This window comes from Paenibacillus polymyxa (assembly GCF_018614975.1).
GTDB lineage: Bacteria > Bacillota > Bacilli > Paenibacillales > Paenibacillaceae > Paenibacillus > Paenibacillus polymyxa_E.
The window spans coordinates 166,413-192,410 of sequence record NZ_JAGGNR010000018.1; the positions used below are offsets into that span (position 1 = coordinate 166,413).

Sequence of the window (25,998 nt, forward strand, 5' to 3'; positions counted from 1 at the left end):
CAGCCACGAAGTTCGAATATGTAACCGGAGGATCAACAAACTCCCCTTTCATATACAAAAAATAACCCGCAAAGATCCTTTAAAAAGGTTTCTTTGCGGGTCTTGTTGTCATGCTAGAATCTTCCTGATTTAAAGATCGAATAGAGCAGGAAAGCCACCATCAGAATCGCCACCAGGAAGCCAATCTCAACAACCGGAATATCCCACAGCTTGCCTTTGCTGATAATGGAGGATAACTGCCTTAACTGCCCTGGCAGACCAATGACACCCTCGGCCATATCTCCGATACGTATTTTGAGTTTGACGTGATAACAATGCCGAGTATTCAGTAATAAAGGCCTTATAGCTTGAACTAAATTCCGTTTTTTGGTACACACTGGCCTTTTCAGTAAAGCGATGGACATCCTTACTTGGAAAATAAACGCTCATTCCTTCTCCCTTGGGATGCTCAGGAGACTTCATGTTATAAACAACCGCTTTTTGAATTGCTTTTTTGACGCGGTCCGCCTCGTTCTCAGCTTTCATTCTTTTGCTGATCAAGGTAAACAAATCAGCAAGATCCACCAAATCGGCTTCGTCCGCATAATCCTCGGCTTGATCCCGTGCTTTTCTCAAATGACTCATTCCCTTTGTCATAGCTTGGGGCTTTAACAACCTTTTGCTGAATGCCTCGACTGCCATCACAACCTCCTCCATCCGATCCAGTCGAATGATCGATTGCTGAAGGTCCTCCTCTTCGCCGTTTTCCTTCGACTGTTCCAGATATCCCTGAGCAATAGTTCTGCCCAACTCAAGGGTGGAAATCCCGGGCTTGTCTTGAACTGCCTTCAGCATTTTCGTATAATCCCACCCATTCTGATTCGTGTAATCGACAGATGCAAGCATATATTTACTGTAGTCCCTAAGTGCATAGGCCACCTCCACACTTGCCATTTTGCAATTATCGAAGCCGATGAGTTCAAATTTAATTCCCGTTTCGTTATAAGCATGCCCAATTCCTTTTTGAAGCTCGGTCAAGCTCATTTTTTTGTTTCCGTAATGCTCGTCGCCCCCGTATCCATCGATCGGTCCAAGACCGTGCCCCCAGAACATAAGCACATGCTTCCGGGCCGGATATTCGCGGGTTCCCCAGCGAATGAAATCTGTAAGGGAATCGGATGTATCCATATTTTGTGAGCCTGCGTTATCCAGAAGGACCAACCTCTCCTTTTCAACACGCCATCGTTGATTCAGACCGGGTTCGATGGGCGAATGGTCCCAGCTTCGGGCCCCTCCTGTCTGAACGACAACATTTACATTGCTGGAAGAGCCGATACTCATCATTTCCTTCAAGTCATCACTTGCCATATGAAAATCACTTTCCATATCTGAACCAATCATATAGATGAGAAAGGTGTAATCGGCCTGCCGAGCGGATGCTTTTAGTTCAGCTACAGGAAGAAACGAGACAAGCAGAATGAACACAAGCAGCCATATTGTTCTTTTCATTGCCTTCCCTCCTTATTTCCGCTCTACACATTGATATTAGCGATATGCCATAACGAGAAATAACCGTCTTCATCTGGAGCTTCATTCTCCAGTACAAAACCAGCAGACTGAAAACACTTCAAACAAGCAGCGTTGTCAGCTTCAATTCCGGCGTACCATTTATAGATCGTTCCCAGCTCAGGCAGTTGCATGGCTTTTCCAACCACTGCTCTGCCGTAGCCCTTACCCCGAATCGACGGATTGACAACGATGGCGATACTTCCCGTATTCTGCCCCTCCCGCTCAATCATAATTACACCTACGGCTTCACCCTCCGAGAACGCGACCCACACGTCATAACCGGGATGCTGCTCGACATGCCGGTACCAATCGCCTAAAGGAAGCATTCCCTCCAATCGCCGATGAACCTCCGCATCCTTAAACCAATCCTCCAGCATCGCCAGATCGCGTTCAGTAAACGGACGCAGGTTGTCAATCAATACCACGCTCATTTCATCTCACCTCTTATCTGTATTTTTCAGCCTGCATGTTGTACAGTTCGGCATACCCTGCCCCATTCGCCTGCAACTGGTCGTGGGTTCCCGTCTCCATGATTCTGCCCTGTTCCATATAGACTACATAATCTGCGTGTCGTGCAGTGCTTAACCGATGCGAGACAATGACCACCGTCTTGTTTTTCATTAAATCCCGCATTCGCTGGAACACGTCTTCCTCCATGAACACATCAAGCGCAGAAGAAGGTTCGTCCATGATCAGTAATCCAGCAATATCTTCTCTCATAAAAGCACGGGATAATGCAATCCGCTGCCATTCTCCTCCGGAAAGGCTTCTGCCTCCGAATAGCCTGCCTAGCTGTGTATCATATTTGTGCCCCAGCTTGTGGAGATATTCGTCCACTCCACCCAGCTTGGCAGCTCTTTCAATTATCCTTTGCTCGTTAACAGCCGCAAGATTGCCTAGCCCAATGTTGTCCCGAAGATTCATTTCATAGCGCACAAAATCCTGGAATACCGCTGTGGCCTGTGTCCGATAGGCAGCGATATCATACTCTCCCAGCGGAATGCCGTTGTAAAACACCGCTCCTTCATTCGGATCAAAGAAGCGCAAGAGCAGTTTGACAAGCGTACTTTTGCCTGACCCGTTTTCACCGACCAGCACGGTCACTTTTCCAGCAGGGATAATAAGCTCAGGGATATCCAGCACAACTTGGGTTTCATCATACCGGAAACGGACTCCTTCCAGCCGGAAGCCCTCTTTGACGGATACCGCCGCAGGACATGAGCCTGATTTCATTTCATTCTCGCTATAGAGAAAAGAACGAATCTTCTCCAGATGCCTGGCTTCCCTGGGACCGATCGCAAAGGCTGCAAACAATTCATTCATTCCCTCATTCAACTGAATAGTGGCACCTATAAATAAAAAGATGTCCCCTGCTGTGAAATGACCGGAAAATGCCTGTCCAACTAGATAAATAATGATGAGGCCGGCGGCCAACGACTGGAGCACAGACCACAATAATTGATGGAGAGCCAGTTTCCGTTGGTCAGCTGAAAGTGTAAGCAGAAGCTCTCGTGAAGTGCTCAGGTATCTCTCCTTAAAAAAAGGAACAAGACCAAATACCTTCAACTCTCCTGCTGTTTCAGGCCTGAGCGGTGTACCAGCGTAATATTCAGCCCGCCGCCTTAATTCCTGGACCTCCTCACGCCCTTCAAAGGTGGCGTTGTTGAGCTTCGCTTCCCAATACAGCTTGGGAACGACCAACGCCAGCAAGACGATCGGGGCCCAGGGAGCGATCGTTCCGATCATTATACTCCCGGCTGCAATCACGACCAGTCCTCCGATGGTCTGAGAAATAATCGTTAACCACATTGTAACGAAGTATTCGTTATATTGAATAACTCGAGTTTTTGTATGGAAGCCTGCCTTTTCAAAAGGAGCAATATCCGGAATCGACATTGCTTTGGTGATCAACAACTCATCAATATGCGCTTGAAGTTTTGCAGTCAACAGACGTTTGTGCATCTCGGATACAGGTTGGAGGGCATCCACAGCTAATGTTAGCCCAATATACAACAGCACCATCCAAGCCAGCGCATCCCATGATGCAAGAACAAACGGCTGCTCTGCCAATCTGTCAATGATCTGGGCACTCAGCCACACAAGCAGCGGACCAAGCAATGCCTCAAGCACTTTGATTACAAAAACGGTACACACTTTTACCGGCGAGCATGTCCATAGCAAGGACAGTCCAAACAAAACGGAGGAAGCCATCTGTCGCCGCCTGGCTGTGATTCGTTGCAATGCTATCACTGGATATGCTCCTCCTCTTGAAAAGATTTTCCCTGTAACCGGAACATGGTGGCATACTCCCCATTTTTGCGCATCAAGGCCTCGTGGCTGCCTTCTTCCACAATGCAGCCATTCTTCAGGACAAGGATTCGATCCGCTAATTTAACCGTGCTGAATCGATGAGAGATCATGATCACCGTTTTACCTTTTGTCATTTTTTGAAACTGATTGAAAATCTCATATTCAGCCCGAATGTCAAGAGACGCCGCCGGTTCATCCAGAATCACCAGACCAGCCTCACGAACCATCGCTCTGGCTAACGCCACACGTTGCCATTGTCCACCCGAGAAATCAGTACCTCCCCATTCGGGACCCAAGAGGGTCTCGGTTCCATGAGGCAGCGCCGAAACGATCTGGTCCAGCCTTGATCCTTGAAGTGCCTGATTCATCTCCCTGTCGCTCAGTTTTGTGTTCAGGCTACCTATCATAATGTTCTCGCGCAAGGATAACTCGTATTTTCCGAATTCCTGAAAAACAACCGAGATATGCTCTCTCAGCTCCCTGACATCAAACGAGCGAATATCCACACCGTTGATCTTAATCTCGCCTTCGTAAAACTCATAGAAGCGGCACAGCAGCTTGACAAGTGTCGTTTTGCCTGAGCCATTGGCGCCAACAATCGCGATGCGCTCCCCGGGCGATATGCTGAAACTGATTTGGTCAAGAACCCAGGGGGAACGTCTGTCTTCATTCTCATTAAAATCCTCAGCATGGTCGAGGACTTCGTCCTCATTTTCGTCATCGGCTTCCTCACTGTCCAGGTCCAGATCGAAATCATCAGCTGCTTCCTCGGAAGCAGCACTCTCCTGTTCCTGGTAGGGATACTTGAAGCTTACTCCCTTGAATTCTATAGATAGGGGGCCAGCATTCATTGGAACGGGATGTGAAGGCGTTCGGATATCTTCCTCTGCATTTATAAATATGACGAAATCATTTCCCATTCTCCAGATGTCAATCGTGTCGGCCCCTTCCTTGGCAATCTCTCTTAAGGAAACAGACAATTGAAACACAGCCCCTAGATACAGAGCAATATCCCCCAGCGAAATCGAGCCCGATCCGGATTGACTAACCACCCAAAAATATCCTCCGCCTGCCACCATACCCGAAAAAAGACCGGTAAAAACCGTTCCTCTGGCGCTTTTGACCTGGATCATTCGAAACTGTTCATACAGCCGGGCAAACGTATGTTGATAGATATTGTGAAAATGGCTGCCCAGACCAAACAAGCGAATTTCCTTGGCGGCACGTCGGTTAATCATTAGGCTTCGAGTGTAATCCAATCTTCTTCTTGTAACTGCATATTCTTTGGCATACTGCCATTCCATCTCGTTGTAACGGTTTTGCATAAACGCAAAAGGAGCTGTTGACAGCACCAGAATGATGGACAGCATCGGAGAGAGCACGGCAATCAGCATAATAATACCAATAGCCGAAAATACAGACGTGCACAAATTCGCGCTGAAGTTCAGGAGTTGTGCTGGCAGCCAATTGGATCGATCTCGCAGCGCTTCCAGTCGGTTTCGGTGTTCCTCCTCTTCAAAAAAGCGCATGCCGGGAATACGTTCGAAGGCGTCCAGCAAAACGCTGTTCACAGTAATAATGGATCGCTCCGATAGCAGCATTTTAAGCCAGGTTTGCGCGGCGTTCACGATGCTAAGCAAGACCAGGCTACAAGCATAGACAATAGACCACCGTGCCGCGTATGATTCTAATCCGTTTGGCGCAATTCCATCAATGATTTGTTTGGAGGCATAGAGCTGAAGTGCTGGAACAGCCCCCTCAATGAATATGAACAAAATGATTAGCAAGGTTAACACCGGACCGGATTGCCATAACATTCGCACGAGCAAATGGGTCGTTTGCCGTGTTCGTTGTGCTCTGCTGCACCGTTCTTCATGATCAAGCATGTGTTTCTCCATTGGTCTGCACCTTTATGATTGAAATGGCCCTGAATCAGGCATGAAAATACATGGGTTTCTTCTCATTCATATTGACCTCCTCGATGTCTCCGAGCATCCTTGCCGGAGAAGGTCTGGAGCGGTTGAGCACATGTTCTTTGCCACGACTCATCTCCTGCAGCCAGATCTCCAAGTCGATAACAGAGCGCATATATTGGTAACCCATACCCAAATCATTATTCGGGTCCTCCGAACGGATCGCCATAGCGACTAGATGTTTCCACCACGATCTCTGGTCAATAATCCCCAGTTCCGTAACAAGCACACGCTTTCCGCTCGCAAACAATTGCAAAATATGCTGGCGGTCATTCAAAAAGCTTTTCCTGGCCATATGGGCATAGGTTGTTTTGGAAGACCTGTTATAGACATACGAAGGCAAGATATCCGTGAATGCTTTTCGAAGCAGCAGCTTGGAACCGGCATAGCTGTCTTGCTCCCCCTTCAAGAGATCAAAATGCTGCTCCGGCGGAACCGAGAACGAAAACTCGATCATGCGCCGGTCCAGAAACGGATGATACGCAGGCAAGGTAATGCCTACAGAGTCCATGTATCTTGCACGAGGCCACAGAAAGTCGTAATGATAACGCTTTCCCCAATAGTTTAGTGGCCTGCTTTTGCGATATCGGTGAACCTCCTCCGCATTCATCTGCCGTTCTCTCTGGAGATGCTCGTTTGTAAAAAATTCGGGCAAGTCGTATTCCGTATCTGACCATAACAGTTTGTAGTACATTTTTTCCTTAATATAAGGCAGAAATGGAGCCAATCCATATTGAAATCCCCTTTTTAGCATGGAACCCGCTCGATTGCCGGTCCATTCCCTGAGCTGACTAATCCCTTCCCGATAATGCTTCTGCCGAAAATAGGAATCAATGACAGCAGCCTCACCGCTGTATACAAAGTCTCCGCCTTCGCCCGTCAAAACGGCAGCAGTCCGGAATTGCCGGGCTAGCACCGTAAACGTTTCGTTCACAAGTGAATTGGCCCTGGGGTCTGGACCATCCACGAACCATAACGGGTCCCTGCCAATTTCGGCATTTGGTATTCTGGCCGTTGCGTCCGCATGAATGATCAAGCCGGGAATACGCAGATCCCTCATCATTTTTTTGACGAGATCCTTATCATGACTTGGCATCATATCCGGCTCCGCAAAAGAAATGTTGACAGCCAGAATCTGCTCCCGATTCCCGCCGGCAATGGCGGCAGCTACAACCGCGGCCGAATCGAGTCCTCCGCTCAATTCAACAATTCGTTTGCTACCATTAAAGCGTTCCTGGGTCACCTGCTTAAACAATTGACGAAATTGGGGGACAGCATCTTCTGAGAGCTGTGGCTGGCTTGTCAGTTCCCGCATCCCCCAGTAGCTTTGAACTTTCACCTGGTAATTGTTCCACCAAGCAATGGAGGCTGTGGGAAGCTTGCGAATGCCTTTAAAAAAAGTCCGCTCTTCCAGTCCGTTCTCCCCTACAGCAAAGCCAGAAGTCGGATACATTCGGCACACGTCTTCATCGACCTCAAAAGGAATATCCTGAAGCAACAAAAGCACGCGTAGATCATTGGCAACAAACCATTCATTTCTTGGGCTAATCCAGTAATAAACGGGTCGGGTTGCATAGCTATCCGTAGCAACAATTAAACTGCTTCGTTTCTGGTCCCAGTACACCAGTGTAAATTCCCCTTGGGACTTGCATAGTTGATATTCAGGTTTCTCTTGCAGCAGGCGGTAAGCCTGCTCCTGCTGATAAGATGAAAGGGACGGGAAATCGTCGGCGTGGGCTTGCAGCTCGCCGCTTGCCCAGCCATCCAGAATGATGGGAAACTCAAGATGGACATCCTTGAAGGAACTGGAAGCCTGCGGTCCGTAACCATAGGAGAGCGTTGCTAAATGGAACGTATCGTCCGTATATACATTCACTCCGGTAACCCTTGCCCACCTTTTAATTGAATCCATCCACTCCAGCCAAATATTTTGATTTTGGCCCTGCATAGCAATCCATATCTTCATCCCAGAGATAGCACCCACCTCTCGGCATATTCGCTCATATTATATGTTTTCAACACCTTCAAATCATTTCCTTTATGATTGGGGTCAATCGTCCGGCCGTCTTCCAGACGCACCCACGCGTGAGAAAACAGTTTTTCATCTATCTTTTTCACACCAATCAACAAGTCGCTCTCATAGCCGGCACTAAACAAAATAGCCTGAACCGTCATAGCTATGGATACACATGAGGTAATAAGATGATCATTTTCATCCATTTCATACAACATCTGCCCAAGTCTGCACAATTCGGCCGTGTCGATCCGATTCGCTTCCCTTCGCCCTGCGCTTACATGAAGCGGGTACATATGTATTGCCATTTTTTCATAAGCATCCATAAAATCCGTCTCCAGCAGTAACAGGCGGACAAACGCATGGACCGTTGTAAAATAAACCTTGTTATGGACAGGGATGGCCTTGCTCATGAGGCATCGACCTTGACCAGTCTTTTAGCCGAGAGTTCCTGAATTGCAGTTTGCAGAATATCGGTTAATTCCGCCTCGGATTGATCAAATTCCCTCTTCCATTTACTCAGAATTTGGTCGAAATCCTTTGTTCCAGTCTCCAGTTCCAGCCACAGCTCCATCAACGCACCTTCAAGTCCAAAATATTCGCCGTTATTGATGTCCAGCACGATACATTCCTCACTTAATGACGTCGTTGCGGTTTCCTCGCTTCGGGCAATTTTCATGCCTGCAACCCCTCTCTGCAAGGTAATATGTAATAGGTGGAAATGACTAGAGAGAGCCGCAAGGCCCTCTCTGGTGAACATATAATGCCTTTGAAATTAACCACGTTTTACTCCACGACCGAATTTGCCATCTCCCGGCTTACTTTTCTTGGAGAGAGTTACTGTCAGGAATGCACCATAACTCTTCAAAGGAGCCACTTGAACTTTACGCATATATTTCACCGCCTCTCTACTTGAAATATATTACATTTTTAATATATCATAGAAATAATGGGTTTTTACCGAAATAAATCCCCGAAAACCGCCAAGATTCCACAAACCCGCTTTTTACGGTTATTTTTCGGCCCGAAAAGAAAATACTACTTACGAGGTGCATATCATGCTGAACGTAATTCTGGTAGACGATCACAAAGCATTTACCTGTGGAATGAAGCTGATTTTGGAACAAAACAACATGAAGGTAACCGTACTTCATTCAGCCCTTGAAACGCTAGACTTCATAAAAGAACAGGCCAATGCAATAGACCTTTACCTGTATGACTTGTCTATGCCGGACCTTAACGGAATTGAACTGGCAACCAAAACACTGGAGATCATTCCTGATGCAAGAATCATGCTTTTCTATTCCCAAGAGGATATGATTCAGCTGTTTCAAATGTCGGTCCAGGCAGGCATTCGCGGATTTATCGACAAGTCTTTTTCAGCGCAGCAGGTGCTCACAAGCATTTCCATGTGCATGGAAGAGGCGGTGGTCTTTTCTTTGGATTTCCTTAAAACGATTTTCACTCCGACAGCTTCCTTTAACGCGCCTGAAACTATGCTGACCGAGTTCGAAATAAAATTGCTGCAAAAGGTGGCTAAAGGCGAAACCAATAAACAAATCGCGGAATCCCTTTTCATGTCTACTCGAAATGTCGAATATCACTTAGGGCGCGTGTATAAAAAGCTGAGGGTCAGCTCCAGAACCTATGCCGTTCACAAATGCAAGATTCTAAAATTGATATAAGCACACAAGAGGGCATAATCATTAACTGTATTCTGAAGCAAGAATTGATACAGGCGAGTTATATTAGCTGTCATGGCTCCACGTATACTGATTGCTGGCCTGAATATGGCTTTCTCCAAGAAACTAGTAAAATAAAGCAAGACCCGCAAAGATCCTTTAGAAAGGTCTCTTTGCGGGTCTTGTTGTTATTCTAAAATCTTCCTGATTTGAATATCGAATAGAGCAGGAAAGCCACCATCAGAATCGCCACCAGGAAGCCAATCTCAACAACCGGAATATCCCACAGCATCGTGGACTGATGACTGATCGAAGAACCGATAATCAATCCCACCATGATGATACAAAAGGCCAGTAACACAATACTGAAGGACAGCCGATTGCTGATCTGGTCCATTCGGCGCATGAGCGCATCCAGTTCAGGGACGCTGATCTCAAGCCTCAGCTTGCCTTTGCTGATAATGGAGGATAGCTGCCTTAACTGCCCTGGCAGACCAATGACACTCTCGGCCATATCAGCCGCACTGCGGAACAACCGATTCTTAATTCTTCCTGGACTGAAACGTTCCTTGATCAGCTTCCGGCCAAAGGGCTCGGCCATATCTACGATACTCAGGGAAGGGTCGAGATGTTCGATTACACCTTCCATCGTCAGCAACGATTTACCGAGCAGCAAAATATCGGCAGGCATGACCACACGGTGTCTCTGAGCTACGCCGAACAAATCATTCAACGCCTGACCCACACTAATCTTGGAAAAGGGAATATCGTAATATTTGGTACGCAACTTGTCCAAATCTACATGAAGCCCACGCAGGTCCATGTCATCTGGCATCATGCCCAATTTCTCAATCGCCCGGATCATACTGTCCGTATCTTTGCGCATTAACCCAATAATAAGCGAAGCAAGCTGTTGTTTCATCTCATCGCTCAGACTGCCCACCATACCGAAATCTATAAAGGCAAGACGACCATCCTTCAATACCATCAGATTGCCCGGATGTGGGTCAGCGTGAAAGAAACCCTGAATAAAAATCTGATTTAATAATGAATCCACCAGCCGCTCGGCAATGTTATTCAGATCATGACCACGTCTGACCAGTTCTTCACGATCATTGAGTTTGATACCTTCGATATACTCCATAGTGAGCACTCGGGACGAAGTCTGATCCCAGTAAATGGTCGGGATTTTCACCTTGTTGTCCTGTTGATATTGCTGTGCAATCTTTTCCGTATTGCGGCCTTCGACCGTATAATCTAGTTCGGCCATCAATGCCTGAGCGTATTCCTCTACCATCTGCGGAATCTGATATTGCTTCACCCAGTCCCATCGCTTCTCGGCCATGGCTGTCAGCTCACGCAAAATATCCAGGTCACGCTGCACGATACGCGATATACCCGGCCGCTGAATCTTGATGGCTACCGATTCACCGCTTCGAAGTTTGCCCAGATGCACCTGTCCAATGCTGGCCGCAGCTACAGGGGTATCCTCGAACCGGGAAAAGATCTCCTCCAGCGGTATATCCAATTCCTGTTCCAAAATACCCCGTGCCGTCTCGGAAGAGAACGGCGGGACCTGATCCTGCAACTTCACCAGCTCACGAATGACAGACTCAGGCAATAGATCTGCCCTTGTACTTGCGAGTTGCCCCAGCTTGACGAAAGCTGGCCCCAGCTCCTGCAGCACAAGCCTGATGCGTTCACTCAGCGTTAAAGTGGTGTGTGCTTCACGCGACATCCACCGCCGTGGCAGAGCCAGCAGCTGGAACAAGCCCAACTCCTCGACCATATAACCGAAGCCATGACGCACTAGCGCCATGGCAATTTCACGGTATCTGCCGACATGTTTGATTCGCACTGCCATCTACTCGATCTCGTTTCCTTTGAGAGGAGGAGGAACTTCAAGTGGAGCCGGGGATTCATCAGGTTGAAGCTGTGGTGAGTTGCCCAGTTCGGCAAGTTTTTTCTCCAGGACAGCAACGCGCTGTTCCAGACTGGTCACATCACTTTCGGATGCCACACCAGCTTCCTGAAGCACTCGCTTGACCTGTTCCTGAATCATTCTCTTGAACTGACCCTGCTCTTCATCGCCCCGTTCCATCAGGCGTTCAACCAAAGCTTTGGATTCACCGGGCGCAAGTTCCCCGCGCTTGACCAAATCATCCACGGTTTTCTCCATTTTTTCTTTGCTTACGACAGTAAGACCAAGTCCTAACGAGATTGCCTTTTTGAACAAATCGCTCATTTTTGTCATCCTCCTCTTCGCTCTTCTCTATATTATACCCCTTATACTCCGCATGCAAAAATGTCAGTCCGATCAGACGTAACGTGCAGCCCATTTGCCTGCTTGCAGAAGTAACTTGCGGTACGTTTCGTGCGCAAAAGACGGTACATGGTGACCCGGCATCAGATAAACAATACGTCCAATACCATATCGATGCGCCCAAACCGCAGGCTTGGGTCCATCTTCGGATTGATATTCCAGCAAAATCTTCGTTTCGGCAAAAGAACCAAACTCGAACTCATAAGGTTCTTCTTCCATCGTGAAACTCGAAATGCCCTCCGTCACGGGATGGCTTGCCTCCGTTACAGTGAACTCAAGTGGTGCATACGCCGGATGATGCAGGAACTTGGCACCGATCATCTGTTTGAGTTCATAACGATTCTGGAGCGAAATGCCGTTATGTATGATGACCAGTCCACCTCCATTACTCACATAGGACAACAAACCTGCTGTCTGCTGTGGAGAGACTTTACCTTTCCAATCGTCCATGTATGAGATACATACATCAAACCCCGTTATATTTTCTTGCAGCAGCATATTCCGATTCTCACTGCACTGCACAGTCATAGTATCATGGAAAATTCGGCTAATCTCTGCATCTACACCCTGAAGCGGGTGCCAGTCCGGATGTGTATAATCGCCAAGTAACAATGCTTTTTTACGTTGATCCATTCAATCAATCTCCTTTCTTGTTCACCTCACTGTATAAAACCAACTACCAGGGGAGCTTCTCTCCCTTGTAGTCCACATATGCGGGCTGATCTCCTTTAAATTGTTCATGGCGGTCGATAAGTACTGCGATATGCTGTGCAGATTGCTCGGGCGTGAGATCCGCTGAAGCATCCAATTCACCCCGCATATAACTCTGTACCCAACCGGGATGCACAAGCATCACTTGTCCGCCTTCATCCTTCAGACCATTGTGCACAAGACGGGCCTGCATGTTCAAAGCAGCTTTGGACATACAATAGGCAAACCACCCATCCCGACTGCATTGTTCTATACTTCCAGCCTCGGAAGAGATATTAACAATCAGCTTGACCTGTCCTTGATGAAGGAGGGGTAACAGGGAATGAGTCACACGCAGTGTACCTAAGGTGTTCACATTAAATACTTCAGCCATCTCCGCCATATTCAACGGCCCGCGGATATGATCCGTAATACTCCCTAGTATAGCCGCATTATTGATCAGCATATCCAGATGATTCGTATCCAGCTTCAACGTCTCCGTGAACAGAGCTACCGACAGGTCGTCCGCAATATCCAATTCGATGGCGCGCAGATGGTCAGGATATCCTTCTGCAAGCCTACGAATTCCCTCTGAATCTTCCACGTCCAGACCGGCCGCATACACAAAATAACCTCTCTTCAGCATCTGTGCCGTCAAAGCGAGTCCCAACCCCCGGGCAGCTCCCGTTACACATGCGGTTCTCATCATGATGTCCCTCCCTCGCATAATGATTCTGTCTTTTATTCATTCCACATATTCATCTGAAAACCTTTAATTCAGAATGGGATCGCCAACTTTACGACCAAAGACTCATGAGGTAAAAGCGAGATTAGAGCCATTCTGCTTATTGAATTGAGCTGTTTATTGCTCTGTTATTATTCGTGACCCATATCGCTCCTGCCGATAGGCTAAACAATGCTCCACCCATCTTCGAGCGGCCGACGGGTAAGAGCCCAGATGAATGTGTGTATACCCCGCCACGATGTTGCCTGCAGCATACCCTTCTTGCTTCAGGCCACGTAACCCCTTGGTCTCATACGCATAAGGGATCGTTTCTTCATCACGATAGGTCATCGTGGAATAATGAAATTCATGCCCCCGAAGCACTTCACCCTTTTTCAGCAAAAAGGAATCCTGAACGCTTCTCGCTTCACGATAACCAAGCGCAGCTCGCTTCTTCTGCATCTGCACCTGTGCGGGGATAATACCCGCCATGTTGAAAGTAACGCCCTCACGGTCGGTCAACGTTTCCCCGAGCACCATGTAGCCGCCACACTCGGCAAATAAAGGCATGTTCGATTGTGCCGCCTGTCGAAGTCCCTCCAAGAACCCTTGGTTACCGGCAATCTCTGCTGCAAATTCTTCAGGAAATCCGCCGCCCAAATAGATGCCATCCGAATCAACAGGAATAGGATCACCAGCGAGTGGACTGAAGTATTGCAATCGTGCCCCGGCTGCTTCGAGCAGTTCGAGATTATCGGGATAATAGAAATTGAATGCCGCGTCCCGCGCAACTGCGATGACAGGACGTGCATCCTCAGCAACATATGCATCATAAGCGATTGTCTCTGCATCTGAATGGAGATCGGATTGTGAGTCTTGATCCACAGGAGATGAAGTATATACTGTACTCATCGCATAGGCAACACCTTCAACTTTTGTAGCTTCTGGTGCGCCAAACAAATGGGCAGAATCTGTGTTTGCCTCTGCAAAGCTCACATCTGGTCGTTTGAAAGGCGGGGCGCTTGCTGCCAGATCCAGCAGAAGATCCAGATCAGTGCCTTCCATGAGCACATCGGCTGCACGTTGGAATAAGGGTTCCAGTTCACCGCGCTCGATGGCAGGCACCAGTCCCAGATGTCTCTCGGGTATGGACATGTCCTCGTCCCGCTTCAGCCAGCCAGCCACAGGAATGCCGCACATCTGCTCTATGGCTTTTTTTACAATGGTATAATGACCCGCACTTCCACAACGGTTGACGATCACTCCGGCAATATTTAATTCAGGCTCCAGCTGTTGAAAACCCAGGACAATCGCGGCCGCACTGCGAGCCATGCTACGTACGTCCACAACCAGGATCACAGGGGTCTGCGTGACCAGAGCCATCTCTGCAGTTGAGCCTGTATTGCTGAGCGGATCTTTGCCATCGTAGAGGCCCATCACACCTTCAATAATGGAAATATCATGTCCCTCCGATGCCTTCTCGAACGTATCTCTCACATACTCTGGCGATGTCATCCATGCATCCAGATTACGTGACGTTCTGCCCGTGACAGCGCTATGGTATGTAGGATCAATATAGTCCGGGCCGCATTTGAACCCTTGTACACTCAAACCACGCTGAGCGAGTGCTCTCATCAGTCCCAAGGTTACTGTCGTTTTTCCTGCACCACTTCCGGTGCCTGCAATGATCAGTCGGGGTCTGGCGTTACGATCTGAAATGGTCATTGTCATTTCCACCTTTTCTTCGAGATAACAAAACCGCATCATATAACGATGCGGTCAAGATTAATGCATACTCTACTCAAATGAAACGCGTGCTACGGAGATCGTCAGATTACCGCTCTTTTTCTTCTCCAGCAGCCAATGGTCGGCTCCCGAGGAGAGCAATGCCGCAGGTTCACTTACGCCATATGCTCCCGTATATTTGAATACTGTCTCCGAAGGATTGGCAAGCTTCACTGTATTCAGTTCCGCAGGGGTGTAGGTCACGAGTTCCCAGCCGTATTTGGCACAGAGCGCCAACAGGCCTTCTTCATCCTTTTTCAGATCAATCGTGGCGATGTTGCGCACACTCTTCACGGAGAGGGATAACTCCTCCAAGGTAGCGAGGACTTCCTGCTCCAATTCCTCTACAGCTGTGCCGCGATTGCAGCCCATGCCGAGCACGAGGCTTTTCGGGCGATACAGTACGCCACTCGTGAGAAATCGTTCCTCTTCTTCTGCCGAAAGCAGGCGGTCACTGACGACAAGCGCAGCGTTGAACGGGAATGATTCCGTTTCCTCCAAACGGCTGAAAACACGGATATGATCCGGCACGGGTTTGTTATATTTCCACCAGTTCCGCTCCCCAGTCTCCTGAATGAGAGCTACAGGCTCTTCATTCACAACAGCCGCACTGACAGGTGTCGCCTTGTCGAAGCTGTCTACGATCCAACCCAACTCCCGGCCAAACATGTCCACCGGAATGGTGCCCTGCACGTCTGAGGCTGTCGTGATGACAGCACGTGAGCCAAGTACTTCCGCGACCTGACGAGTTAACTCATTCGCCCCGCCGAGGTGACCAGACAGCACGCTGATGACATTTTCGCCGCGGTCATCAATGACCAGTACGGCAGGATCAACTTTTTTGTCCACCAGGATCGGAGCAATCATCCGCACAACTGCACCCAGTGAGATAAACAGAATGATGCCATTATATCGTTTGAACAAATCAGGCAAAATCAGCTTCACCGAACCTTCGAACAGCTCATAACCCAACTGCTCTTCATCCCCGCGTTCAAACTTGCTCATATAATAGACATCGGTGCCCTGGAACTGCCCTGCCAGATTACGTACCATCTCCACACCATGTTTCGTGATGGCAACGGCTGCAAACGGATTACTCACCGGCCTTCACTCCCTTGCGATAGCCATGAGTGAAGGATTTATCGTACAGCTTGGAGCGGTGTGCATCCCTGTTCACGAGATCGGGGTCGAGCGCCCAGCCTGCCAGAATCATCGCATGCATTGTAATGCCAGCGGCGCGCAGATCCGCTGCCAGGTTGGCAAGCGTGGTCCGTACAATCTTCTGATCAGGCCATGTTGCCCGCTGCACAACTGCCACCGGTGTATCTTCGCTCCAACCTGCGGCCAGGAATTCAACCACGACTTTTTTCGCCAAAGTTGCACTCAGGAAAAGCGCCACCGTACAGTGATGGGATGCCAGATCACGTAATTTTTCCCGTTCAGGTACAGGGGTGCGACCTTCTGCACGCGTCAAAATTACGGTCTGTGTCAGTTCTGGTACAGTAAGTTCAGCCCCCAATGCAGCTGCCGAAGCAAAGACCGAACTGACACCCGGAATGATCTCATATTCCACGCCCTGCTGTTTCAGCAGGACCATTTGTTCCAGAATCGCGCCGTACATCGCCGGATCACCCGTATGCACACGGGCCACGCTCCGTCCTGCACGAGTCGCTTCACACATCAGCTCAACCTGACGTTCCAGATCCATGCCAGAGCTTTGCAGCACTTCTGCTTCAGGCTTTGCGGTCGCAATCAGTTCATCATTCACAAGGGAATCCGTATACAGCACCAGATCCGCGCTCTTCAAAATGTTCGAGCCCTTCACCGTAATTAGCTCCGGGTCACCCGGGCCTGCACCTACGATGTAGACTTTCGCTTCCAATGTCTTCATTTGCTCACCACCATCAGGCTCAGATATTCAAGCTCCTGTCCTTTCAGTTCACGGGCATCACGCCAGACGAGTTCATATGGAGAAGTGACTTTGGTTACAACCGACGCTTTGCCGCCGAGTCCCATCTCGTCCAGCAATTCAAGCATCGGGTCAAGCACCTTCGCCACCTTGATAAATACAATCGTATCATGATGCTCAATCGCCTGCCGCATCGCTTCTTTATCTGCCGTAGCCGGAATAATACCCACCTGTTCGTCTCCGTCTGCCAGATGAATATCCAGCGCTGCCGCTGCACCCAACACGGATGAGATGCCTGGGATCGAACGAATCGGCACTTCAGGATGCAGTTCTCGCATCAGCCGAGCCAGATGAATAAATGTGCTGTACAGGTTCGGATCACCCTCGGTTACAAAGGCCACATCCTTGCCTTCCTTGAGCGCACCCCAGCATGCTTCAACGGTCTTGCCCCACTCACGTTCGAGCACCACCGGGTCCTTGGTCATTGGGAAGATCAGGCCAAGCATCTCTTTTTCTTCCGGGTTCACATACAGTTCCACAATCTCGTGGGCGTACGATTTACCGCCTTTGCGCTTCTTCGGGTAAGCGACCACGGGACATTCCCGGATCATCCGGTACGCCTTCACGGTAATCAGCTCCGGGTCTCCCGGCCCGACACCCACGCCATACAGCGTACCTACTGTTTTACCGCTCAACGACACATCTGTATCTGTAATTTCCCATGTCGTATTTCCTGTTGTTGTGCTGATGCCATTCTCCCCCTTGTTCGTTCATTCAAAAATCACTCTGCTCCGTCTGTGGATTCCGCTTCTTCGGTTATTGTGTGCTGTCCTGTAATCACGTAAATCGGATTCAATCCGTCAAAACGGGTCATGTTCAGGATCGGCTTGCTGCGCGCCGTCTGAAGTAACGTCACGGAGGCAATCAGGCCTGCTTCGCGCATGGCCTTCATGCTGTCATGCAGCGTCTCGATGGTCGCTGCATTCACCACAATGCGTCCCTCCGGGCACAGCCGGGACGCACACAGGGCGATCAGTTGCGCGAGTTCGCCGCCGCTGCCGCCAATGAACACCGCATCCGGATTCGGCAGTTCGTCCAGCCCTGCTGGTGCTTTCGCATGAAGGACGGTGAAGTCTGTCCGGAATTTGATCCGGTTGGCCTCGATGTTCACGAGGTCACCTTCGTTTTTTTCGATGGCGAAGATCTGGCCCCGCGGCGCCAGTCGCGTGCACTCCACCGCCACCGATCCTGAACCTGCGCCGATATCCCACACGATGCTGTCCTCGCCCAGTTTCAGCTCGGCCAAGCTGAACGCACGGACTTCACGCTTGGTGATGAGGCCCTTTTCGGGTTTGCGCTGATGGAATTCCTCGTCGGCAAAACCGAATCCCCGGCGCGGCGCAGGTGCATCCTTCCGGCGTAGCAAAATCACGACATTCAGCGGGCTGCATTCTGCTGCCGCCAGCTCGCCAAGGGTGTAATGGCGGGCACGCTCCTCTGCCCCGCCCAGGTTCTCGGCAACGTAGGCATCATACTCGGTCATGCCGAACTGTTGCAGATAAGCCCCGATCGCAGCGGGGCTGTTATGCTCGTCCGTGAGCAGCGCAATTTTGGCTTTGCCATCAATGCGCTGTGCCAGGCCCTTGAGCGGGCGTCCGTGCACGCTTTCGAGCACGGCATCATGCCAGCTCTCGCCAAGCTGGGCAAATGCCAGCTGCAGCGAACTGAGATTAGGCCGGATCTCCAGTAGATCCGGGCCTAATTTGCGCGCTAGATACCCGGCTATGCCGTAGAACAGCGGGTCTCCCGAGGCAAGCACAACAACGTTGTGTGTGGCCTGTAACGCTTTTATTTTCACAACCAGATCGCTTAAACCGCTCTTAATCGCTAACTTTTCACCCGCAAATGCCGGGAAATATTGTAGCTGGCGCTCTCCGCCAACAAGTACATCTGCCTCCTGAATGAGATTCAGGCTCTCCGTTGTTAATCCTGCCACGCCTTCTTCACCCACGCCGATAATGCGGATTTTACGATTCTTTGCTCCAGTTGCTGTCTTCGAGTTCACTGATTTCCGCCCTCCCCAGTTCCATTCCTTTCATCGTTACCAATACCACTTCCACCGTTATGCCGTCTCCTGCATGTTCCAAACAGTGCTGGCAAGCATATGTACATAACTTTTCAAAATAGGGTAAATACCCGGCCTCGGTCATCATATCCGCCACCTGAGTCGCCGTGTTGGCTTCCTCGATCGCTTGCGCCAGTTCATCTCCAGCTCCGGTCTCGCGGGCCACGGACGCAAGAAATCTAAAATCCACCGGCGCACTCTTGGAGTGCACCATCATGACGCCTTGAGCCACTTTGGCAAATTTGCCTGGCATCCCGACCAGAGTTATTCGTTTCATGCCCAACCGTTTACCGTGTTTGATGGCAAAGCCGACAAAGTCACCCATCTGAATAAAGGCTTCCTCTGGCAGCTCAGGCATCATTTTCATCGCATATTTCTCACTACTGCCGCCCGTGGTCAGCACAATATGTTCACAGCCGGATGCTTGAGCAACCGAGATCGCCTGCACTACACTGGCTCTGTAGGCAGAGGTGGAGAACGGAACGACCACGCCGCGTGTACCTAAAATAGAGATGCCACCCAGAATGCCCAGACGGGAATTCAGTGTCTTCTTGGCGATCTCTTCGCCGTCCGGCACGCTGATCATAACCCGCACCCCTCTGGCTGTGCCATGTTCGGCAAGCACCTGGGTGACGGCTTCGGTAATCATGCGGCGCGGAACGGGATTAATTGCCGCTTCGCCTACAGGCACGGGCAGTCCGGGCTTCGTGACCCGGCCTACGCCGATGCCCCCATCCAGCTCCATACCGGGCTCGTCCCGCCAAGACACATGTGCGATGATCTTCGCCCGATGCGTGGCGTCCGGGTCATCCCCGGCATCCTTGATGGTGGCACAGGTCGCTACGCCATCGGTCAATTCCTGCTCGATCAGTTCGAACGAGTGGTCAAAGCCCGCGGGCAACGAAACCACGGCCTGTGCCGGAATAACACCTGTTAACAGGAGCTGCGTCGCTCCCTTGGCTACCGCTGTGGCGCACGCTCCTGTGGTGAAACCGGAACGCATTGGTTTATCGGGGTCTGTTGTATTGCCGCCTATCATGGGTTTTGAACCTCCCGTCCTTTATTAGTTAGGTTGATTACGCTGCGTGCGTGGTGGGTGGCTTTTGGCGCCTGAGTGGTCGCTCCGGGGACGGATCGTTCTTATGATCGCTGTTGTCTCCAGAATCGATTCCGTCCCCTTCGCTGCTACCTGCGTCTTCGCCCACTTCGTTGTTCGTGCATTCCTCTAAAGGGCTAAACAATGCCCTGAGGTTTATTTTGGGTAACTGAACCTGTGGTCGTTTACTTAAAAATGACTATGCCTTTACTGCCATCAGGGAGATGGCGTTCAGGGCGGCTACGACGATGGTGCTTCCGCCTTTACGGCCAATATTGGTAATAAACGGGATGTCGAGTTTGCGCAGCTCGTCTTTGGACTCGGCTGCGGATACGAATCCGACCGGCATACCAATGATCAGGCCTGGTTTGGCTTCGCCTTCTTTGACCAGACGGATCAGTTCCAGCAGTGCTGTTGGTGCGTTACCAATGGCGTAGATTCCGCCTTCGTATAATTGATTTGCTTTACGCGTTGAGATGATTGCCCGAGTGGTGTTCAAACGTTTGGCTTCCTCCATCACATCGCGATCTGATATATGTACATGCACATCTCCACCAAAACCGCGAATGCGATCTTTGCTAACGCCAGCCTGAATCATCTGTACGTCAGCGATAACGGATTGGCCGGCGCGAAACGCTGCAATTCCTGCTTGAATGGCATCCGGGTGGAACACCATGCTCCGGCCCAGTTCGAAGTCAGCCGAGGCGTGAATGACACGCTGTACCACTGGATATTGTTCATCTGTAAAAGGATGCTCTCCCAGCTCCTCCGTGATCATCTCAAAGCTTTTGCCCTCAATCTCCTGTGGTTGTACGGTCAACGGTTTAAATTCCGTTTTAAAATCCATGTGCATTTCACTCCTTCAAGTGGTGTTGTCATTAAAATATTCGTTATTCAAATTAAGACTATTGGGGTGCTCTACTGCACCAATACACGCTTCAACTCATCCAGTACTCCTTCAAAATGGTCAAACACCGTTCCAAATTCAGCCTCGGGGCGTGAAATCAACACAACATGAATGCCCAGCTCCAGTGCAGATTGGATTTTCTCATCCACCGCTCCGGTCTTACCGCTCTCCTTGGTAACCATTACCGTCGTTGCATAGTGCTTGTACAAGGCTTCATTCATTTCACGGGAAAAAGGTCCCTGCATCGCAATAATATTGCGCTGTTCAACACCAAGCTCACCGCATTTCTCCATATTATCGAGACGTGGAAGCATGCGGGCAACGAGACGAATGTCCGGATCACCGAGCAGGTGCTTGGTAAAAATCTGTAACGTTTTGCTACCTGTCGTCAGCATGACTGAGCCCTTCAGTTCTTTGGCCTTGAGTGCGGCTTCATCGTAGGAAGATACAACATGCAGCAATGCATGATCATCGTACGCCAGACCCGTGCGCTCATAACGAATGTATGGAATACCGGCCTGTTTGGCTGCTTCCATCGCATTGGCATGTGCTTCTTCGGCAAACGGATGACTTGCATCCACGATGGCATGGCTACCTTTTTCACGCATGAGTTCCACCATCGCTTCCACATTCAAACGGCCTGTCCGAACAGGTAATCCGGCCTCTGTCAGGCTATTCGCCGCACTGTCGGTTACAACAGAAGTCAGCACGTCTGCACCTTGCTGCTGGATCTGTAGAGCCAGTTCCCTGGCATCACTCGTACCACACAACATGAAGATCATGGTCGATTCACCTGCTCCGAGGTTGCTGCAACCTGTGCCTGATCGGGAGATGCATCTTCTTGTGCCGTTCCTACTACGTCATCATGGTTGTTCCGAATGACTTCGTGCTCGTGATGTGTATGATGCAACTCTTCATCGTGATCATGATGATAATCGTGTGACGCTTGACGATCGACGGCAGTATGCGTGTGTTCATGACCGTGGTCATGCTTATGTGTATGGTCATCGTGTGCATGTACATGCTGATGGTCATGCTCATCATGTTGATGCGAGTAATCATGATCCGAATGATCGTGGTTGTGCGGATTGCTGTGTTCATGATGGTGGTCGTGACTATGCTCGTGATCGTGATGATGGTGATCATGGTGATGATCGTGGTCATGCCCATGGTCGTGATCATGATGGTGATGATGGTGTTTGGCTGCTTCCAGTCTGAATTGGCAGTTGTCACAGTTGGCTGTTACACGTCCGTATAACCCCTCATGGGCCCGCTCCAGTACGAGTTCAACCAGCTTCGGGTGGAAGCCGAAATATCCACCAACCTCGACCTGAATGTCAGGATGTGCCGCAGCAAATTCCGCAGTCATTTCATCAATGCGCTTGATCAGTACACCTGTGAACAGGAAATAAGGCATGATGATGATTTTCTTCGCGCCCAGCAATAGACAACGCTCCAATCCATCCGGGAAAGAGGGCTGAGTCACACCGATAAAGCTGCTTTCCGTCCACTTGTACGGCAGTTTCTCCCATAACATCCGGGTCATTTTGAAAAAGTCACTGTTGGCATCCGGGTCACTGCTTCCCCGTCCAAGCACCAGTACGGCAGTCTCTTCATCCGTCACCGGAGCAGGCGGAGCCGCTACCGCTGTACCGCCTTGGGATGCGACAAGTACAGGTTGTGCCTCTTGCAGACGGGTCTGCATGATCTGAACAACTTTCTCATGAACACCGATGGGACGACCATATACAAATTCCACCTGCGGATAACGTGCCTTCGCCCGGTCAATGGCGTTAGGAATATCAATCTTGGCATGACCGGCAGCAAATAAAATGATCGGCACCAACACAACACGTGTTGCCCCTCGATCCACACAAGCGGTAACACCTTCAGCAATACTTGGTCTCGTTAACTCCAGAAAACAAGTTTCCACCAACGTATTCTCCGGTGCCTTCGCTGCTACCTCATTTGCAAACTCCTTCAATTCCCGGTTCCCCTCGGGATCACGACTCCCGTGTCCCACCAACAATATTGCATCCATCTTTTGTTATTCCTCCCCCGCCTGACCCGTAGATCAGACTTTTCATATTCATTCGACACTCCAGTTCATCCGGCAAAGACTACGCAAAATCAATCATTCCATGCATTTGACACATTACTCGAAAAATTAATCCATCTATGTCAGCTGAAATCCAGCGAATATTGCGAAATATTAGATACGTCCTGACAAGGCTAACCATCACGTCTCCATGAATGAAGCGATTTAGTCAAGGAATTAGTACGGAATTAGTCACCACATATCGGGTTTACTTCCACCGTGACCGGTGCATCCACATGGCGGAAGCCCTGAATTACGCCAACTCGTTTGAAGAACTTGTGGAATCGCTCGTTCGGATGGCCTTTTTCCTTGTAATCGGCTACAATGCGTTCCACAATGCCACCAATCTGGTCACCCGGAATTCCCTCCGCTACGGGCTGGGCAGGGTGAGCATTGCGGCCGAATTTCTTGCCACCGAGGAACAGGTCATATGCACCTTTGCGATACACGATGCCGATATCCTCCAGCACTGCCCCGTAACATGCCATGCCGCAGCCATTCAGTGCCACACTTGTTTCTTTGGGTGCACCAAGTCCACCAATCACAGCCTGTAAATGGTTAGCCATCGGAACAGCATCGTCCTTCTCCATGTTGCAGAAGTCACAGGCCTTCACCTTGATGACATCTCCAATCGGTACAACGATGAAATTGGCTGCGCGCAGCTCTTCTACCAGCGAGTCCGGTTCAAATGTCGGCACTCTCAAAATGATCTGGTGCTCCGGCGTGTACTCCAGTTCGCCGTCTTCGCTTGCACACTGCGCCAGCAGCGCCATCTGGGCTGCGGTGAATTTTTTGTTGCCCACGCCGGGCGACACGCCGACTTCGAACAACGGCGCCTTGCGCCCAGGCTCGGGCGCAGTACGTACCGCTGTTGCGGTCGCAGCCTGCGATGCACTTGCCGTCTGGCTCGGCGCTGCTGTGTCCAGCCAGCGGCGCGCCGATTCGCCCGCGAGCGCGCCGCCTGCCGCGAGCCGTGTCAACGCCTCGGCGGCGAGTGCAGCTGCGCCAGCGCGTGGCGCTTCTGCGACTCGGCCCGGCGCGGCCTCTGCCGCAGCGGGCGCAGGTCGCTCGCCGGCAAGCACGGCGGTGCCAGCGCTGCTCGCCGGGCTTGCCGCAGGCATAGCGGCAGCAGCCCCTGCACCCGCGGGCGGCTGCCCTTGCGGGGCCGTGCCCGCTCCGGCGCTTGCGCCGCGCAGGGCTGGCTCCGCCTGTGGCTGCGCGGCCGATGCATCGCTGGCCGCGCTCTCGCCCGCTGCCTCGCCGGAGGCGGCAGCGCGGGCGTCCCTTGCGCCGAGCGACCATGGCTCGGCTTCGGTGCGCAGTCGCTCATGGGGTCTGAGCGACTGTTCCGCGGTGTTCAGCGTGTATTTCCGCTGATACCCGCGCGGTGTGACCATGAGTCCTTCGTACATCATGGTCGAGGAGTTGCCGATAATCACGGTCGTCAGCATGCCGATATCATGATTCAGCATATCCTCCAGTGTGGTCATGACAACGTCCTGACGCTCACGATATGCACTTTTCACCAGACCTACCGGGGTCTGTGGATCGCGATAACGCAGGATCATTTCCTGTGTCTCCACGATCTGGCGTGTGCGCCGTCCACTGCGTGGATTGTACAGGGCAATGACAAAATCAGCGGACGCTGCGGCTTCGACTCTGCGAATAATGGTCTCCCACGGCGTGAGATGATCACTGAGGCTGATCGTACATGCATCATGCATGACAGGGGCACCCAGCAGTGATGCGCAAGACTGAATGGCCGACACGCCCGGAATAACTTCGACAGCAACACCGGTATCCGGCTTCCAGCCTTGCTCCATCAGCACCTCGTACACCAGACCCGCCATACCATATACGCCGGCGTCACCACTGGAAATGACGGCAACAATTTTGCCCATCTCCGCCTGTCTGACCGCTTCTTGTGCACGACTTACTTCCTCCGTCATGCCTGTGCGTACAATCGCTTGCCCGTTCAACAGAGGGCGAATCAGATCCACATAGGTGTTATATCCGATAATAACCTCGCTCTCCTGAAGTGCTTCGAGTGCCCGCTTCGTGATATGTTCCATGGCTCCCGGACCAAACCCGATAATCAGCAGCTTGCCTTGCTCTTGCATTGCTTCTCCTCCTTCATCACACTTGTCGAACTGGTCTAAACAGTGAAGAAGGGAGGCTATACCGACCTTCTCCAGAACTGTACTGCATGTTCAATTCGTCAGCTCTGTTTACTCAGACTATCGAACCAGGCCCTCTTATCAACCACCTGTTATGATCAAACTAATCTATTCCTCTATCTGCAATTTCCCGACATATGGTTGGGTATCGCAAGAATGTACATTTATCTAAAAAAAGCAAAAAAATCCCATCCTTGTAACGGATGGGATACGCATGTACGTACACTCAAGAACACAGTCCCAGACTCCCAGAGGGTAATCCTGTGACTATGAGGCCCGAGGGGGCCAGCCGGGCGAACCGCTTGTTCGTCCAATTCCTGATTCTTCGTACACCATTCCTTTCCGCGAAGGGTTCGGTGACACATGCAAGGTAGGTCTCCTGGCTTTGGATCATCAGCTTCCTTTTCTGTCTTCCCCGGCTTTCCGAGTGACTTGAATCAAAAAGGGCTTCACCATTACAGTGGCGGGACCGCTCGGGACTTTCACCCGATTCCCTGTTACCTCTTGCGTACGCAAGAGCACCTTGCTTGTTTTCATTCAATATTGTTTTCATAATAACACCGCTCAGGAAATAATGTCCATGCTTATGATACTTGTCCGTTCTTCTATTTTCAGACAGTAGAGTAAGAGGCTGGGT

23 protein-coding genes and 1 riboswitch are annotated in these 25,998 nt (G+C 50.5%); of the genes, 1 reads left to right on the forward strand and 22 read right to left on the reverse strand.

Annotated features, from left to right (window positions below):
• Positions 1-186: 186 nt before the first annotated feature.
• The 8 genes from J7E78_RS17340 to lrcA all read right to left on the reverse strand — a co-directional run bounded on the left by J7E78_RS17340 (position 187) and on the right by lrcA (position 8,737).
• On the reverse strand, positions 187-1,488 hold the full coding sequence (locus J7E78_RS17340) for a clostripain-related cysteine peptidase (RefSeq protein WP_215077458.1): 1,302 nt from the start codon (positions 1,486-1,488) through the stop codon (positions 187-189).
• 23 nt (positions 1,489-1,511) lie between these two features.
• Entirely contained in the window at positions 1,512-1,979 is a 468-nt protein-coding gene (locus tag J7E78_RS17345) for a GNAT family N-acetyltransferase (protein ID WP_251035104.1), read from the reverse strand.
• Between the two features lie 13 nt (positions 1,980-1,992).
• Positions 1,993-3,798 (reverse strand): ABC transporter ATP-binding protein, encoded by a 1,806-nt coding sequence (locus J7E78_RS17350; protein ID WP_311517647.1) that lies wholly within the window; start codon positions 3,796-3,798, stop codon positions 1,993-1,995.
• The gene (locus tag J7E78_RS17355; RefSeq protein ID WP_251035105.1) at positions 3,795-5,756 is read right to left on the reverse strand and encodes an ABC transporter ATP-binding protein; all 1,962 of its coding nucleotides are present in this window, start codon (positions 5,754-5,756) and stop codon (positions 3,795-3,797) included. The genes J7E78_RS17350 and J7E78_RS17355 overlap by 4 nt, the downstream gene beginning before the upstream one ends.
• A 34-nt stretch (positions 5,757-5,790) precedes the next feature.
• A complete protein-coding gene (locus J7E78_RS17360) occupies positions 5,791-7,797 on the reverse strand; it encodes an asparagine synthase-related protein (protein ID WP_215077459.1) in 2,007 nt (668 codons plus the stop codon).
• On the reverse strand, positions 7,794-8,258 hold the full coding sequence (locus tag J7E78_RS17365) for a lasso peptide biosynthesis B2 protein (RefSeq protein ID WP_215077460.1): 465 nt from the start codon (positions 8,256-8,258) through the stop codon (positions 7,794-7,796). Before J7E78_RS17365 ends, J7E78_RS17360 begins: the two co-directional genes overlap by 4 nt.
• Complete coding sequence (locus J7E78_RS17370) at positions 8,255-8,524, reverse strand: PqqD family peptide modification chaperone (RefSeq protein ID WP_215077461.1); 270 nt, start codon at positions 8,522-8,524, stop codon at positions 8,255-8,257. Before J7E78_RS17370 ends, J7E78_RS17365 begins: the two co-directional genes overlap by 4 nt.
• Before the next feature lie 96 nt (positions 8,525-8,620).
• Positions 8,621-8,737: a lasso peptide lariocidin gene (gene lrcA, locus J7E78_RS30195; protein WP_422641473.1), complete on the reverse strand. Its 117-nt coding sequence runs from the start codon at positions 8,735-8,737 to the stop codon at positions 8,621-8,623.
• A gap of 166 nt (positions 8,738-8,903) precedes the next feature.
• Between lrcA and J7E78_RS17375 the strand changes: the two genes are divergently transcribed.
• Positions 8,904-9,530, forward strand: coding sequence for a response regulator transcription factor (locus J7E78_RS17375; protein ID WP_215077462.1), 627 nt, complete (start codon positions 8,904-8,906; stop codon positions 9,528-9,530).
• 190 nt (positions 9,531-9,720) lie between these two features.
• On the opposite strand, the gene J7E78_RS17380 is transcribed toward J7E78_RS17375, so the two are convergent.
• The 14 genes from J7E78_RS17380 to cobJ all read right to left on the reverse strand — a co-directional run bounded on the left by J7E78_RS17380 (position 9,721) and on the right by cobJ (position 25,304).
• Positions 9,721-11,391: an ABC1 kinase family protein gene (locus tag J7E78_RS17380; RefSeq protein ID WP_215077463.1), complete on the reverse strand. Its 1,671-nt coding sequence runs from the start codon at positions 11,389-11,391 to the stop codon at positions 9,721-9,723.
• Positions 11,392-11,772, reverse strand: a complete 381-nt coding sequence (locus tag J7E78_RS17385; RefSeq protein ID WP_215077464.1) for a phasin family protein — start codon at positions 11,770-11,772, stop codon at positions 11,392-11,394.
• 72 nt (positions 11,773-11,844) lie between these two features.
• Positions 11,845-12,483 (reverse strand): ThuA domain-containing protein, encoded by a 639-nt coding sequence (locus J7E78_RS17390; RefSeq protein ID WP_215077465.1) that lies wholly within the window; start codon positions 12,481-12,483, stop codon positions 11,845-11,847.
• A gap of 43 nt (positions 12,484-12,526) precedes the next feature.
• Complete coding sequence (locus J7E78_RS17395; RefSeq protein ID WP_215077466.1) at positions 12,527-13,249, reverse strand: SDR family oxidoreductase; 723 nt, start codon at positions 13,247-13,249, stop codon at positions 12,527-12,529.
• 153 nt (positions 13,250-13,402) lie between these two features.
• The gene (locus tag J7E78_RS17400) at positions 13,403-14,989 is read right to left on the reverse strand and encodes a cobyrinate a,c-diamide synthase (RefSeq protein ID WP_251035106.1); all 1,587 of its coding nucleotides are present in this window, start codon (positions 14,987-14,989) and stop codon (positions 13,403-13,405) included.
• Positions 14,990-15,061: 72 nt separating this feature from the next.
• A complete protein-coding gene (locus J7E78_RS17405; protein WP_215077468.1) occupies positions 15,062-16,150 on the reverse strand; it encodes a cobalt-precorrin 5A hydrolase in 1,089 nt (362 codons plus the stop codon).
• Positions 16,143-16,940 carry a precorrin-4 C(11)-methyltransferase gene (gene cobM / locus J7E78_RS17410; RefSeq protein WP_215077469.1) on the reverse strand — a complete coding sequence of 266 codons (798 nt, stop codon included), beginning with the start codon at positions 16,938-16,940 and terminating at the stop codon, positions 16,143-16,145. The genes J7E78_RS17405 and cobM overlap by 8 nt, the downstream gene beginning before the upstream one ends.
• The gene (gene cobI / locus J7E78_RS17415; RefSeq protein ID WP_215077470.1) at positions 16,937-17,653 is read right to left on the reverse strand and encodes a precorrin-2 C(20)-methyltransferase; all 717 of its coding nucleotides are present in this window, start codon (positions 17,651-17,653) and stop codon (positions 16,937-16,939) included. The genes cobM and cobI overlap by 4 nt, the downstream gene beginning before the upstream one ends.
• An 86-nt stretch (positions 17,654-17,739) precedes the next feature.
• Positions 17,740-19,023, reverse strand: coding sequence for a precorrin-6y C5,15-methyltransferase (decarboxylating) subunit CbiE (gene cbiE / locus J7E78_RS17420; RefSeq protein ID WP_215077471.1), 1,284 nt, complete (start codon positions 19,021-19,023; stop codon positions 17,740-17,742).
• Positions 18,986-20,122, reverse strand: coding sequence for a cobalt-precorrin-5B (C(1))-methyltransferase (locus J7E78_RS17425; protein ID WP_215077472.1), 1,137 nt, complete (start codon positions 20,120-20,122; stop codon positions 18,986-18,988). The genes cbiE and J7E78_RS17425 overlap by 38 nt, the downstream gene beginning before the upstream one ends.
• Before the next feature lie 256 nt (positions 20,123-20,378).
• Positions 20,379-21,026 carry a precorrin-8X methylmutase gene (locus tag J7E78_RS17430; protein ID WP_215077473.1) on the reverse strand — a complete coding sequence of 216 codons (648 nt, stop codon included), beginning with the start codon at positions 21,024-21,026 and terminating at the stop codon, positions 20,379-20,381.
• Between the two features lie 71 nt (positions 21,027-21,097).
• Complete coding sequence (cobK, locus tag J7E78_RS17435) at positions 21,098-21,868, reverse strand: precorrin-6A reductase (protein WP_215077474.1); 771 nt, start codon at positions 21,866-21,868, stop codon at positions 21,098-21,100.
• Complete coding sequence (locus J7E78_RS17440) at positions 21,865-23,127, reverse strand: sirohydrochlorin chelatase (RefSeq protein ID WP_215077475.1); 1,263 nt, start codon at positions 23,125-23,127, stop codon at positions 21,865-21,867. The genes cobK and J7E78_RS17440 overlap by 4 nt, the downstream gene beginning before the upstream one ends.
• Positions 23,128-23,372: 245 nt before the next feature.
• Complete coding sequence (cobJ, locus tag J7E78_RS17445; RefSeq protein ID WP_215077476.1) at positions 23,373-25,304, reverse strand: precorrin-3B C(17)-methyltransferase; 1,932 nt, start codon at positions 25,302-25,304, stop codon at positions 23,373-23,375.
• Positions 25,305-25,713: 409 nt separating this feature from the next.
• Positions 25,714-25,902, reverse strand: a riboswitch (cobalamin riboswitch).
• Positions 25,903-25,998 lie beyond the last annotated feature (96 nt).